The 14,832-nt window shown below is 49.7% G+C and carries 7 protein-coding genes; 6 read left to right on the top strand and 1 reads right to left on the bottom strand.

Annotation, left to right across the window (positions count from 1 at the left end):
- Positions 1-5: 5 nt before the first annotated feature.
- On the top strand, positions 6-2,351 hold the full coding sequence (locus HNQ56_RS04855) for a glycoside hydrolase family 65 protein (RefSeq protein ID WP_429143370.1): 2,346 nt from the start codon (positions 6-8) through the stop codon (positions 2,349-2,351).
- A gap of 26 nt (positions 2,352-2,377) precedes the next feature.
- Positions 2,378-4,582: a glycosyl hydrolase family 65 domain-containing protein gene (locus HNQ56_RS04850; RefSeq protein WP_429143368.1), complete on the top strand. Its 2,205-nt coding sequence runs from the start codon at positions 2,378-2,380 to the stop codon at positions 4,580-4,582.
- A gap of 20 nt (positions 4,583-4,602) precedes the next feature.
- Here the strand turns inward: HNQ56_RS04850 and HNQ56_RS04845 are convergent, their stop codons facing one another.
- On the bottom strand, positions 4,603-5,613 hold the full coding sequence (locus HNQ56_RS04845; protein WP_429143367.1) for a LacI family DNA-binding transcriptional regulator: 1,011 nt from the start codon (positions 5,611-5,613) through the stop codon (positions 4,603-4,605).
- A 163-nt stretch (positions 5,614-5,776) separates the two neighbouring features.
- On the opposite strand from HNQ56_RS04845, the gene HNQ56_RS04840 reads away from it, so the two are divergent.
- The 4 genes from HNQ56_RS04840 (at position 5,777) to HNQ56_RS04825 (ending at position 14,734) form a co-directional block, all read left to right on the top strand.
- A complete protein-coding gene (locus tag HNQ56_RS04840; protein WP_429143365.1) occupies positions 5,777-7,339 on the top strand; it encodes a glycosyl hydrolase family 28 protein in 1,563 nt (520 codons plus the stop codon).
- 14 nt (positions 7,340-7,353) lie between these two features.
- A complete protein-coding gene (locus HNQ56_RS04835; protein ID WP_429143363.1) occupies positions 7,354-7,977 on the top strand; it encodes a discoidin domain-containing protein in 624 nt (207 codons plus the stop codon).
- Positions 7,978-8,306: 329 nt separating this feature from the next.
- A complete protein-coding gene (locus HNQ56_RS04830) occupies positions 8,307-9,908 on the top strand; it encodes a methyl-accepting chemotaxis protein (protein ID WP_429143361.1) in 1,602 nt (533 codons plus the stop codon).
- A gap of 257 nt (positions 9,909-10,165) precedes the next feature.
- Entirely contained in the window at positions 10,166-14,734 is a 4,569-nt protein-coding gene (locus HNQ56_RS04825; protein WP_429143359.1) for an acyl-CoA dehydratase activase-related protein, read from the top strand.
- Positions 14,735-14,832: the final 98 nt, after the last annotated feature.

The following is a 14,832-nucleotide window of genomic DNA, read 5'->3' as shown; positions in this document are numbered from 1 at the left end:
AGAGCATGGCTAAAGTAGCAGATAAATATTATATTACAGACCCCTGGAGAATTATTGAAGAGGGCTTTGACCCGGATTATTCCCAGGTATCCGAGTCGATTTTTTCCCTGGGTAACGAATATATGGGAATCCGCGGATACTTTGAAGAGGGGTATCAGGGTGAGAGTCTGATCGGAAGTTATTTTAACGGAATTTATGAAGAAGCGAAGACAGAGGGTTCCGCTTATAAGGGAGTTATTGATAAAACAGAATTCATGGTGAATTCCGTGGACTGGCTGTATCTGCGCATCCAGGCAGGAGAGGAAATGCTTCGTTTTGACCGCTCGCGGACGGAGAATTTCCGCAGGGAGCTGGATCTTCGCACCGGTGTTCTGACCCGGAGCTATGTCTGGGTTCTGGAGGACGGAAGGAGGCTGGCTCTGGAGTTTGAACGCTTCCTGTCCATGAACAGAGCCTGTCTCGGCGGGCAGAGAGTGAGCTTCACGCCCTTGAATTTCTCAGGAGAGATAACGATCACGGCGGGACTTGATTTCTCCCAGCCCCACCGGATGGTGGGCAGGAATCTTTGGAATTGTCAGGAGAAGGAAGCCGGCCGGGACTGGTGTGCTATGAAGGCGGATACGGTTAACACGAACCAGTCCGTCTATTCCCTGAGCAAATTTGATCTGGATCAGTCCGGTTCTGAGGAGGGCCGTATTGACGGCGTAGGAATAGCAGAGCAGGAGAGACAGGAGGACAAGGGAATCTATAAGGTATTTACCCTGCGCCTGTCAGAGGGGAAGAAGACCCGGTTTAAAAGACTGGTTATGAATCTGGTGAGGAAGGAGAATTCTTCCCAGGAATTTCATACATTTAACGTTAAATGTAAGGAAGCCCGGCAGACTATGGATGCCTTTGATTATGACGGGGTTAAAAAAGAGAATGCATTGTGGTGGGATGCCATGTGGAAGGCATCGGATATTGTTATTGACGGGGATGAGCTGAACCAGCAGGGAATCCGTTATTGCATCTTCCAGATGCATCAGACCTATCACGGGGCGGACAGGGGAACCATCATCGGAGCGAAGGGGCTTACCGGGGAAGCTTACAGCGGCAATACCTTCTGGGATACGGAGACCTACTGCCTTCCGTTTTATATCTTTAATAATGTGGAGGCGGCGAAGCATCTGCTGGAATTCCGCTATCTTACCCTTCCGGAGGCCAGGGAAAGGGCCAGGGCACTGGACTGTGAGGGAGCCTTTTACCCCATTGCCACCATCAGCGGAAGAGAATGCTGCAGCCTGTGGCAGCATGCAAGCCTGCAATTACAGGCTTCCACAGCGGTTGCTTACGGACTGAAGCATTTTGAGACGGTTACCGGAGAAGAGGAGTTCCTGTTCTCCACCGGCCTGCCCGTTCTGATTGAAGTCAGCCGGATGCTGGTGAGCAGAGGGGCATGGAATGCGGATCATACTAATTTTGGATATTACGGTGTTATGGGGCCGGATGAGTTTCAGATGATGGTAAACCATAATTGCTATACTAATTTTATGGGGAAGTTCACTTTGGAGTATACCCTGGAGGTGCTGGAGCGCTTTGAGAAGAAGGAGCGGGCCGCATATGAGGAGCTGTTCAAGGAATATGGTCTGACCCGGGAAGAGCTGGAGAACTGGAGCCTTACGGCCGGGAAGATGTACATCCCCTATGAGGAAGAAACAAAGCTGTTTGAACAGCATGACGGGTATTTTAACCTGCCCCATATTGATGTGGATCAGATACCTGTGGAGGACTTCCCGCTGTATCATCATTGGAGCTATGACCGGATCTACCGGAATGATATGATTAAGCAGCCGGATGTGCTGATGCTGATGCTTCTGTTCAACGGAAGCTTTACCAGGGAGCAGCTGCAGAAAAATTATGAGTTCTACGAGCCGAGATGCATTCATGAAAGCTCCCTCTCCCCGTCGGTTCATTCCATTCTGGCAGCCCAGCTGCAAAAGCATGAGGAGGCTTACCGTTTCTTCGGCTTCGCCACAAGAATGGATCTGGATAATTATAACCGGAATACGGCAGAGGGATTGCATACCACATCGATTGCGGCGGCTTGGATGAACATTGTCTACGGCTTCGGAGGAATGCGTTCCGACAGAAAGGGACTTCGCTTTGCACCCTCCATACCGAAGGCATGGAACGGATTTTCCTTCCGCATCCATTACGGGGGAGATACGATACAGGCGGAAATCACGAAGGAGGAGGCTGTATTCTATACCCTGGAGGGAACAGAGATTGAGATATCAGTTTATGACCAGCCTGTGATTCTTGGGGGAGAGAAGGTAAGAATTCCGGTACCCCAAGAGTGGAGAAGCCTGTAACGGGATAGAAAAATTTGGGGGTGCGTATGATTAACTGGAGGATTGAGGAAGAAGGCTTTGACAGGGAAAAGATCTCCCATCAAGGGAATAAATTTCTCACGGGAAACGGTTATATGGGAATCCGGGGAACCCTGCCGGAATACGGAAGAGAAGAGTATACCGCGGTGAATCTGGCGGGTATCTATGACCGTGTGGGTAACGGATGGAGGGAGCCTCTGAATGCGCCGAACGGATTATATACCTGGTTGGAGCTGGATGGGGTGAGCTATGGTCTTCCGGATAGTCCGCCTGTCTTTCATAAAGTAAGCCTGGATTACCGGCATGGTCTGTATGAGAGGGATACCAGATGGAATACACCGGCAGGAACATTGGCCCTCAAGATGCAGCGTTTTGCTTCCATGGCGGAGAAGCATCTGATCTGTATGAAATACAGCTTTCAAATAGAAGCAGGGGCACAGGTAAGCCTCTATACCGGTCTGGATGGCATGGTATGGGATATTCACGGTCCCCACTACGATGAAATGGAATTCGGCAGAGAGCCGTCAGGCGCGGAAGGCCGGGAATTGATTTATACCGTGGCGGCTACCCATGAGAACAGGGATCAGGTATGTGTCTATGAGGCCTGTGATACGAATTTTGACGTGCGGGAAGAGTATATCCGGGAAGAACGGAGGCTGCTGCGCCGCTTCACCTTTGCTGCCAGGCCGGGAGTTACTTATCATTTATATAAATATATCAGCGTATATACAAGCAAGGATACATCGGACTTCCGGGAATGCGGCCGGGAATTGGTTATGGCGGCAGAGAAGGAGGGCTATGCGGAGGCAAGAGATTCCCACATGGTCCGGTGGGAGAAGCTGTGGAGTGTCTCCCAGGTTACGATTGAAGGGGATGAAAAAGCCATGGAGGCTTTGAATTATTCTCTGTACCACCTTCATTGCATCGCTCCAAGGCATAGGGACCAGCTGTCCATTGCGGCCCGGGGGCTTTCGGGGCAGACTTATAAGGGGGCGGTATTCTGGGACACGGAGATGTTTATGCTGGATTTCTTCCTGCTGACAGAGCCTTCCGTTGCCAGGACGCTGCTGGAGTACCGGATTAAAACCCTTCCGGGAGCAATGGAGAAAGCAAGAAATTACGGATATCAGGGGGCCTTTTACGCCTGGGAGAGCCAGGAGGGCGGATATGACGCCTGTTCGGATTATAATGTAACGGATGTATTTACCGGGAGACAGATGCGGACCTTCTTTAAGGATAAGCAGATTCACATCAGTGCGGCAATTGTATATGCAATTATGAGATATACGGATTATACCGGAAGGGATGCGCTGCTGGTTCAGGGCGGAGCAGAGGTGATCCTGGAATGTGCCCGTTTTTATTATGATCTGCTGGTTAAAAGGGTGAATCGGGAGCGATATGAGCTTCATGATGTCATCGGACCGGATGAGTACCATGAGAGAGTGAATAATAATGCCTATACCAACCGTATGGCGAAATTCACGTTTGACAGCGCTCTGCGGATTCTTACCTGGATGACGGGAAGGGAGCAGGAGGTGATATTGCCGGCAGCGTATGATATCCGGCAGCTGACACAGCAATTTTCCGATGCCGCATCCAGGCTGTATATTCCCGGACCGGACAGGGAAAGCGGTGTGGTGGAGCAGTTTGACGGATATTTTCAGCTGGAGGACGCGGGGATTGAGGAGCTGAAAGGAAGGCTGCTCCATGAGAAGGAATACTGGGGCGGAGCCTACGGCGTGGCGGCACATACGAAGGTGATTAAGCAGGCGGATGTGGTGACGATGCTGAATCTGTTCTCCCAGGAATATGACGAGGGTATCCTGCTTAAGAATTGGGAGTATTATGAGCCGAGAACAGAGCATGGCTCTTCCCTGAGCGCCTGCATGTATGCCATGCTAGCCTGTAAATGCCATATGCCGGACAAAGCCTACCCATTCTTTATGAAATCCGCCTTATCCGATCTGGAAGGAGGAGGCAAGGAATGGGCCGGTCTGGTCTATATCGGAGGCACACATCCGGCATCTTCCGGAGGTGCCTATATGACGGCGATCGAAGGCTTTGCAGGAATTCACACGGAGCAGGGAGAACTGAAGCTGAAGCCGTGCCTGCCCTCCGGGTGGAAGAAAATGAGCTTTCATGTATTTTACCGCGGCCAGCTCTATCATGCCGAGGTGACCAGGGAGGCAGGCAGCCTGACCTTAATTGATTAGGAGGCAGAGGGTCAATCTGATCAAATCCTTTGTACGCTGTTTCGTTCCACCAGCCGGATCGGAAGGATAACCTCTTTTTTCAGCAGGGGGTTTTTATCCAGCAGATCCATCAGGAAGGTAACTGCCAGCTTACCCTTTAAGGGGGCATCCTGGTGGATTGTGGTCAGGGGAGGAGAGATCAGCCGGCACAGATTGATATCGTCGAAGCCGATGACGGAGATATCCTCCGGGACACGCTTGCCTGACTGCTGAATTCCCGCCATAATGCCGGCCGCCAGAATATCCGCGGTTGCAAAGACGGCAGTGATATCAGTGCGCTGCGCCAGTCGATGGCCCAGGTTAATGGTGGTCTCCGTGTCCAGTTCCTGCTCAAATACAAGCTCCGGGCGAAAGGAAAGAGAGGCTTCCGATAATGCGTCTTTATAGCCCTGGAAACGCTCGGATACTACACCCCGGAGCTTGATCGGAGGAGAGGCGAAGGCGATTTTGCTGTGTCCCTGTTGAATCAGATATTTGGTTGCAGTGTAACCGCCCTGGTAGTCTTCCAGGCCCACATTGCACATATTGGAGATGGGGACATAGCTGTCAATTAATACAATGGGGACGTCCAAATCCTTTAAGGTATGGTAGAATTCATCCTCGAATACACCGGTGAAAAAGAGACCGTCCACATTCCAGTTCCGGAGAAAGGCAGACAGATCCGAGGAGGTCTCTACGGCGCGCAGCATCAGATAATAGCCGTTCTCCCGGAGGGTCTTCTCGATGGAGCCGATAAAGGCAGAATGAAAAGGGTCTTCAATAATCGTTTCTTTTTTATTGGCAGTCAGATGGCTTATCATTCCTATCACCTTAGAGGAGCTGGAAACCAAAGAACGTGCGGACATATTGGGTACATATCCCAACCGGTCGATTGCATCATTGATCCGGGCAATAGTTTCCGCAGAAACGCGTCCCGCTCTTCCATGAATCACATTGGATACCGTTGTACAGCTTACACCGACAGCATTGGCAATATCTTTTATTGTAGTCATAATAACGCTCCTTTCTCTTAGGTTTAATGTTAAACTTCTATATTCCAGTGTAGCATAAGGGAGCGAAAATGTACAGATATCCAATAATAATTATTTATAAAAGAAATCCTGGTAGTATGACATGCAATATGCCGCCGGCTCTGGCGGCAGAATGGAGATGAATATGAAGAAAAAGACAATTCTTACAATTACGGAATGGCTCCTTGTAATCCTGCTCCTGGCCGCAGGAGCGTGGGGCGTATTGAGAATCAGGAGCCGTATGGAGGCGGTGAACGCCATGACGGATATGAGTGACTCCAAGCTGGTTCTTTATGAGGGACCCACCTCCTTGAAGGATGCCACGGCGGAGGATCTCAAGACGGTGAATGAGATGCAGAGGGATTTCTCCCTGATGCACTGCACGGATACCAAGGTCAGTGTAAACGGTTATGATTGTTACGTGTATGATACCAATGTCAATCATAACCGGGTGTGGTTCGGCGACTATCTTCCCACCCAGTCCAGGACCCCTGTCACTTACTTTGATTTTGAAGGGATTGCGGATATTGTGGTTACTGTTCCGGACATCAAGCTGGAGACGGTGAAGGTCAGCCCTCAAAGCTATGGTATTACGCCTGTGATCGATGCGGATAATCATACGGTCTCCTTCCGGGTAACGGAGCAGGATAATTATACCGTGACCTTCAATAATTCTCCTTCCCGTGCCCTGCATATCTTTACCAACCCCATTGAGACGGATGCTCCGAAGGAGGGGGATGAGAATGTAGTCTATATCGGCCCCGGAGAGTGGAATATTGATTCCATTATGCTGGAAGAGAATCAGACGCTTTACATTGCCGGAGGGGCAGTTGTCCACGGCGTGGTACAGTCCAATTATACGAAGAATATTAAGGTGATGGGGAGAGGAATTATTGACGGCTCCAGCTTCAGCGGATGGCAGGGCAAGTCAGCGCTGGTTCCCCTCAAATTCGATTTCTGTGACGGGATAGAGATCAGGGACGTGATCGTGCTGAATCCCAATGCCTGGGTATGTTCCGCCAGCACCTCCAAGAATGCTCTGATTGACGGAATCCGGATTATTTCCTCCCGACCCAACGGAGACGGCATCACATTGCAGTCCTGTGAAAATTATAAGGTTCAGAACTGCTTTGTAAGAAGCTGGGACGATTCCCTGGTGGTGAAGAACTATACCGGTGACTCGAAGAATATCACCTTTTCCAACAATCAGCTGTGGACTGATCTAGCCCAATCCATGGAAATCGGCTATGAGACCAACAAGGGGAAGAAGGAGGATGCTGAAATCAGCGATATCATCTTTGAGAACATCACGGTGCTGAATAATTTCCACAAGCCGGTTATTTCCGTTCATAATGCCGATGATGCGCTGATTACCGATGTTATCTTCCGCAATGTTATTGTAGAGAATGCGCAGATGGGTTCCGGGGACGGGGATGAGCTTCCCTATCTCATCGACTTCAATATCGCACAGAGTTCCAACTGGTCCACCACAAAGGAGCGGGGACAGATCAGAAATGTGTTAATCGACGGGGTTAAGGTTCTGTCAGGCAAGGAGGCGCCCTCCAGAATCCATGGCTATGATGAAAGCCATACGGTGGAGGATATTACAATCCGCAATCTTGAGGTACTGGGCAAAAAAATTACCAGCTTTGAGCAGGGGAAATTTGAAATTGATGAAGTCTCTGCAAAGAATCTGACCATTGAATAGGAGGGAGGCCAATTATGAAAATAGCGCGAAGAATATTGATCCTGTTACTGGTGATAGCCAATGCCGGTATTATCTATTACTATAATACCTCCATCCATGAGCCTCCCCAGAATATTATTCCGGCCAACGTAACGATTGTGGAAGCACGGGAGCAGACGGAGGCAGAAGAGCATCCTGCTTTCATTGTGGAAGAATATAAGCTGGTTCTGCCGGAGGGGGAGAATGTTGCATTGGGAAAGAGCATTACCGCCAGCGGCTTTACCCAGGTATACAACGCGCCTAAGGCAGTGGATGGTTCCTGTGACGGGGCTTCTTATTGGGAAGGAGCAGGGGGATATCCCAATACCCTGACTCTGGATCTGGGAGCACCCACTCCGATCCATGCCATCCGTCTGGCCCTCAATCCCTTAGCCATCTGGGGTAAGCGGACCCAGACCATCCAGGTGATGATCAGCGATGATGGGGAGAATTTTACAGAGCTGCTGGCAACAAAGCAATATACCTTTGATCCTGCCTTCGGCAATGAAGTGCAGCTTCCCTTTGATGAGATCACCACTCAGTTCGTCCAGCTGGTGATTACGGAGAATTCGGGAGCAGGCGGGGGCCAGATAGCGGAATTTGAGGTATACAGCAAGTAAAATACAAAGATGGATGAATCAACCTTGATGACAGGGGCCGTTATTAGCGTAGATAACGGCCCCTGCTCTGTAATCACTTTTATGACTACAGTGGATGGAAACGGCAGGAACCCTGGAATGAAAGAATTGCCTGCGGTTGCAAAGAACATCAAATTAGACCAGAATTGGGTTGCTAAAAATAGGAAAGATGATTAGAAAAATTTTCTCCTACTCGATACGGTGTATTGAAACCTGTAGAATTTTGTGGTAAATTGAGAGAACGGAGAGGCTATAATGGAATACGAACCGTGAAAAACAATGAAAAAAGTCAACAAAGGAGGGCTACAGATATGAATATAAGAAACACATTAAGGATTATTGTTGTTTTATTGTTGGTGTTTTCTGTAACAAGCACGGTTGTGGTATTCTATCAGATTGATAAGATGCAGTTAGACGGGGCCGTAATCAATTCATCAGGCGTTGTGCGGGGAGCAACACAGAGATTAATTAAGCTGGAGATGGCCCAAAAGCCCAATGACGAGCTCATGGCCAGATTAGATAAAATTATAAACGGCTTGATAGAGGGGGACTCGGAGCTTGGGCTGCCCCAGGCTGTGAATGAATCGTTTATCAACCAGATGAACCAGGTTAAGAGTGAATGGCAATCCCTGAAGGCATCCATTGAGGAGGCCAGAAAAACGGGATATTTTGAGCCATTGGTGATGGAAAGCGAGAGTTATTTTGAAACTACCAATGCGGCGGTAGCGGCTGCCGAAGTCTTTGCAGCCAAAAAAGTCATAGGCTTAAAATATGTGCAAGTAATTCTGATGGCGATGAATATAGTTCTTTTTGCTGCTATCTGGTTTATAAGCTCAAAAAGGATTTCCAATCCTCTGAAAGAGCTGATCCATATGATAAGGGCATTAAATGTATCGGAAAAAATACCGGTAAAGTTTTTAAACCGCAAGGATGAAATAGGGGAGCTGTCACAGGCTTTTCAGAAGGTGATTAATGATATTAAGGAGTTGATCGAAGGGCTTGTGGTTACCTCGGATAGGCTGACAGAGTCTTCCGTTGTTCTATATAATATAAGCTCTGAAACCTCAAATTCTTCCATGGAGATTGCCAGAGCCATCGAAGGGATTGCCGGGGGAGCTACGGACCAGGCTTCGGAAATCCAAAAAGGTGTCAGTGAACTGGACGGTCTGGGAAGGCTGGTGAATGAAGATCAAAACAAGGTGAAGGAGCTGAGAGCGGCAGCAGCCCGTGTCAATGAGCTTAAGAATGAAGGCACGGCAATTTTGGCTGATTTGATTGAAAAAAATACGCAAAACCGGGAGGCTGCAAGAGAAGTCCAGGCTACCATTGCGGAGACCAATGAGCGTGTGAGGGATATTGTGAGTGCAAGCGCGATGATCAAGGAGATATCGGATCAGACGAATCTTTTGTCCTTGAATGCAGCCATAGAAGCGGCGAAGGCAGGAGAACACGGTAGAGGGTTTGCCGTTGTAGCGGATGAGATCAGAAAGCTGGCAGAAAGCTCGAACCGGTTTACTTCAGAAATTGAAGACATAACGAATCTGCTTGCGTCCAAAACAGAGGATGCTGTTAAAACGATAGAAGAGATGGATATGGCTGTAAAAACACAGTCGGAGAGTGTATCTTCCACGGAAGCTAAGTTTTCAGGAATATCCCATGCCATTGATGATATTGAAGAATATATTGAAAAAATCAGCCGTTCTACGGATGAAATAGCAAATAAAAATGCATCCATCATTGATATGATTCACAGCTTGTCGGCTATTTCAGAGGAGAGTGCGGCAAGCACGCAGGAAGTATCGGCATCGGTGGAGGAGCAGGCAGCGGCAATGGACCAGATCGCGGAGGCCAGCAATGTTCTGTCACAATTAGCTGAGAAACTGAATGAGAGCATGAAGCAATTTAAAAATTAAATATTTCGCTTTACAATCGAAGCTTCCCAACGAAGCAAAAAATCTGCCGTATTTTTTATGCGGCAGATTTTTTTGATTTTGCCGGGTTTTGAATGATTTTCCATTATGTGTTGATAATAAATAAATATCCAAAGCAATTGCCGGAAAGGATGGGCTTATTATGTTTGTGCCTTCCGAAAGGCAGATTGAATTTGTATCAATTCGGATGTGCAAAAGGATGGATATGCAATAATGTACAGACCGAAATGGAGGTAAGAATGGAACAATACAGAATGGGAATTGATATCGGTTCAACTACGATTAAGCTGGCGCTGCTGGGCAGGGATAACCGGCTGGTTTACAGTGACTATAGGAGGCATCTGTCGGATATCAGAAGTACCCTGCAGCAGCTGGTGCAGGAATGCTATCAGAGGCTGGGAGAAATGCCGGTGCGGATCTGCGTCACAGGGTCCGGCGGGCTATCCGTGTCCGAATGGCTGAACCTTACCTTTGTACAGGAAGTGATCGCCTGTAATAGGGCAGTTGAGGCATATATTCCGGAAACGGATATTGCCATAGAGCTGGGGGGAGAGGATGCCAAAATTACCTATTTCCGAGGTGGAATAGAGCAGAGAATGAATGCCAGCTGTGCAGGAGGGACAGGGGCATTTATCGATCAGATGGCGGTACTCCTGGATACGGATGCCGAGGGGCTGAATGAATATGCCAAAAAACATCGGGTGATTTATCCCATTGCTTCCCGGTGCGGGGTATTTGCCAAGACGGATGTCCAGCCCCTGATTAACGATGGGGTCTGCAAGGAGGATATTGCTGCCTCCATCCTTCAAGCGGTCGTGAATCAGACCATTGGCGGTCTGGCCTGCGGTAAGCCGATCCGCGGCAGGGTGGCATTTCTGGGAGGGCCGCTGTATTTCCTTTCCCAGCTTAGGGAACGGTTCTGCAGCAGCCTTAAGCTGGACATGCAACATGCCATATCGCCGGAGCATTCCCAGGTGTATGTAGCCATGGGAGCAGCTCTGTCCTCCGGAAAAGAGAAAGAAATAACATTGGGTGAGCTGGTCAGCAGAATAAATAACGACGAAAAGCAAAGCGCTCGTCTTATATTCAATAACGACGAAAAGCAAAGCGCTCGTCTTATATTCAATAACGACGAAAAGCAAAGCGCTCGTCTTATATTCAATAACGGCGAAAAACAAAGCGATTGTCTTATGTTCAACAACGACGAGAGGAAAGACTCTTGCCATATATTAAACAATGGCACGCAGCAAGCCGCACGTTCTACAGATAATGGCAAGCAGCAGATCTCATTGGACAGTCCTGGAATCCGGGAGGTTAGGGGGGGGAGGCCGGGAGATTTGGAGCCGCTTTTTACCGATCAGGAGGAATATGATGCCTTTCGGCTGCGTCATGGAGCTGCCCGGACGGAGAAAGGGGAGCTGAGCACTTACTCTGGCCGTACCTTTCTTGGAATCGATGCCGGATCTACTACGACGAAGGTGGTTCTGATCGGCGAAGCAGGTGAGCTGCTGTTCTCCCATTATTCCGGCAATGAGGGAGAACCGCTGAAGAAGCTGATTCCGGTGCTGATTCAGCTCTATGAGTGCCTGCCGCCGGGAGTAAGGATAAATAAATGCGCCGTCACGGGCTATGGGGAGGCGCTGATGAAGGCAGCGCTTCATGCGGATATCGGAGAGATCGAGACCATCGCCCACTACAAGGCGGCGAAGCATTTTCTTCCGGAAGTGGATTTTATTCTGGACATTGGCGGCCAGGATATGAAATGCCTCAAGATGAAGAATGGAGTCATTGACAGCATTCTGTTGAACGAGGCATGTTCCTCCGGATGCGGTTCGTTCCTGGAGGGCTTTGCTAAATCCCTGGGCCTGACGGCGGAGGAGTTTGCCGGGAAAGCCCTTTTATCCAGAAATCCTGCTCCTCTGGGAACGAAATGCACGGTCTTTATGAATTCCAAGGTGAGGCAGGCCCAGAAAGAGGGTGCAAGTCTGTCGGACCTGTCGGCGGGCTTATGCTATTCGGTAGTAAAAAATGCTCTGTATAAGGTGATCAAGCTGCGAAACCCGCAGGATCTTGGAGAACATATCGTTGTGCAGGGAGGTACCTTCTATAATGATGCTGTGCTAAGATGCTTTGAGCTGGTCACAGGAAGGGAGGCGGTGAGGCCGGATATTGCCGGGCTCATGGGAGCCTATGGAGCGGCATTGATTGCCGGAGAGCGTTTCATAGAGGGAGAGGAGAGCACTCTCCTGACCAAGGAGGGACTGGAAGCCTTCTCTCTGAAATCAAAACACCACCGCTGCAGAAAATGTACCAACCAATGTCTGCTGACAGTGAATACCTTTTCGGATGGCGGCAGTTACATTGCCGGGAACCGTTGTGAGCGGGGACTTGGTATGGAGCATTCCGGGAGCAATACCCTGCCGAATCTCTATGATTTCAAATATAGAAGAACCTTTGCTTATTCGCCGCTGCCCCAGGAGAAAGCTCCCAGGGGAGAGATCGGCATTCCCAGGGTTCTAAACCAGTATGAGAACTACCCTTTCTGGTTTACCTTCTTTACTTCCCTGGGCTTTCGGGTCATCCTTTCCGATCCCTCCTCCAAGGAGCTGTATGAGAAGGGATTGGAAACCATACCTTCGGAATCTGTATGCTATCCGGCGAAGCTATGTCACGGCCATATTCTGAATCTGATGGAGAAAGGGCTGAAAACCATCTTCTATCCCTCGGTTGTATACGAGTCAAAGGAATATAAGGAGGCGGACAATCATTACAATTGCCCCATTGTAATATCCTATCCGGAGGTGGTCAGAGGGAATATCGATGGGTTAAAACCGGGGGATATGGATGAATGGGATATGGATGAATGGGATATGAATGAGCGGGATCTGCACGAGGAAAATCTGAATGGCCGGAAGGAACGGAAACGGCAGCCTGTCCGGCTCATCAGTCCCTTTCTGTCCCTGGACAATAAAAAGAAATTAATCCGGCGGATGGAAGAGGTGCTGCAAAGTTATTCCATCGGCAGGGAAGAGATCAGAAGGGCGCTTCGCCAGGCGGAGCAGGAACAGGAGCAGTATAAGAGGGAGCTGAGGCAGCAGGGGGAAAAGGCTCTGGCCTACATCCGGGAGAAAGGGCTTAAGGGCATTGTATTGTGCGGCAAGCCCTATCATGTAGACCCGGAGATCAATCACGGGATAGCGGGATTGATCACATCCTATGGCATGGCGGTATTGACGGAGGACAGCGTAGCCCATCTTTCGCCCCTGCGCCGGAAGCTCCGGGTTGTGGATCAATGGGTATACAATTCCAGGCTGTACCGGGCCGCTTCCCTGGTAGCGGAGGTGCCGGAGCTGGAGCTGATCCAGCTGAATTCCTTCGGCTGCGGGCTGGATGCGGTAACCTCCGACCAGATCGCGGAAATTCTGGCATCCGGAGGAAAGATCTATACCATGCTGAAGATCGATGAAGGAAATAACCTGGGGGCGGCAGGAATTCGAATTCGTTCCCTTCAGGCCGCGGTCAGAGACAGGAGCTGGAAGCAAAGCCCCCTTTCCCCTTCGGACTGGGAGGAGAAGCGGCCTGTGTTCACCAGAAGGATGAGACAGACGCATACGATTTTGGCACCGCAGATGGCTCCGATTCATTTTGAACTGGTTCAGGCGGCAGCAAGGGCCTGCGGATATCATTTGGAGGTATTGCCTGCGGTGGACAGGACTGCGGTGGAGGAGGGGCTGAAATATGTGAATAACGATGCCTGCTACCCGGCGGTGCTGATGATCGGACAGCTGGTAAAGGCATTGAAATCCGGCAGCTATGATATCAGCCGTACCTCTGTGATTATTACCCAGAGCGGCGGAGGCTGCCGGGCGACCAATTATATTGCGTTTCTGAAGCTGGGGCTGAAGCAGGCAGGCTTTGAACAGGTTCCGGTAATTTCACTGAACACCCTTGGCATGGATAAGCAGCCGGGCTTCCGGATGTCTCTGGGACTGATTAACCGCTGCATTATGGCCGTGATTTACGGGGATTTATTCATGCGCCTGCTGTACCGCACCAGGCCCTATGAGCGCTTTCCCGGTTCCGCACAGATGCTTTATGAGAAATGGAAGGAGAGGGCAAAGAAGCAGCTGGAGGCAGGAGCAAGAAAAGAGTTTTGCAGCAACATCCGAAGGATTGTGGAGGAGTATGACCATCTGGAGCTCCTGGATATCCAAAAGCCCAGAATTGGTGTGGTGGGAGAGATACTATTAAAATATCATCCCACGGCAAATAACGATATCGTACAGATTATTGAAGAAGGAGGCGCGGAAGCCGTTGTACCTGATCTTATGGATTATTTCTTATATTCTGCTTTTAATTCGGAATTCCGATTCCGATATCTTGCCGGGTCGAAATTAAGCTGCCGGCTGAGCCGGCTGGCCCGGCATTACCTGGACGGTTACCGGGATATCATGAAGCGGGAGTTGGAGGGAAGCAGGAGATTTCTCGCCCCGACGCCCATTGAGGAGCTTGCCCATATGGCATCCACCCTGCTTTCCCTGGGGAACCAGACGGGGGAGGGCTGGCTGGTCACGGCGGAGATGATGGAATTTATCGAGCAGGGGACGAAAAACATCCTGTGTATCCAGCCTCTGGCCTGTCTGCCGAACCATGTTACAGGAAAGGGAATGATCAAGCCCTTGAAGGAACGCTTTCCCCAAGCCAATATCATGCCCATTGACTACGATCCCGGTCTGTCCGGCGTGAATCAGCTGAACAGAATTAAACTAATGCTGGCAGCGGCAAACAAAGAGTACGAAAGGGATTAATTGAAAGCACCGGATAGAAGAATCAGTTTCTGACGAGAAGTAGAGGGCAGCGAATAACAGATCAGCCGGTGGCAGGGAGGAGGACATAGTGCTCCCTG

This window comes from Anaerotaenia torta (assembly GCF_050433395.1).
Classification (GTDB): Bacteria; Bacillota; Clostridia; order Lachnospirales; family Lachnospiraceae; genus Mobilitalea; species Mobilitalea torta.
This window is presented reverse-complemented; position numbering and strand designations above follow the sequence as displayed.

What these genes read in the sequence shown, in the direction of transcription:
- HNQ56_RS04855 (WP_429143370.1), top strand. Translation starts at nt 6, where the DNA reads ATGGCTAAAGTAGCAGATAAATATTATATTACAGACCCCTGGAGAATT.
- HNQ56_RS04850 (WP_429143368.1), top strand. Translation starts at nt 2,378, where the DNA reads ATGATTAACTGGAGGATTGAGGAAGAAGGCTTTGACAGGGAAAAGATC.
- HNQ56_RS04845 (WP_429143367.1), bottom strand. Translation starts at nt 5,613, where the DNA reads ATGACTACAATAAAAGATATTGCCAATGCTGTCGGTGTAAGCTGTACA.
- HNQ56_RS04840 (WP_429143365.1), top strand. Translation starts at nt 5,777, where the DNA reads ATGAAGAAAAAGACAATTCTTACAATTACGGAATGGCTCCTTGTAATC.
- HNQ56_RS04835 (WP_429143363.1), top strand. Translation starts at nt 7,354, where the DNA reads ATGAAAATAGCGCGAAGAATATTGATCCTGTTACTGGTGATAGCCAAT.
- HNQ56_RS04830 (WP_429143361.1), top strand. Translation starts at nt 8,307, where the DNA reads ATGAATATAAGAAACACATTAAGGATTATTGTTGTTTTATTGTTGGTG.
- HNQ56_RS04825 (WP_429143359.1), top strand. Translation starts at nt 10,166, where the DNA reads ATGGAACAATACAGAATGGGAATTGATATCGGTTCAACTACGATTAAG.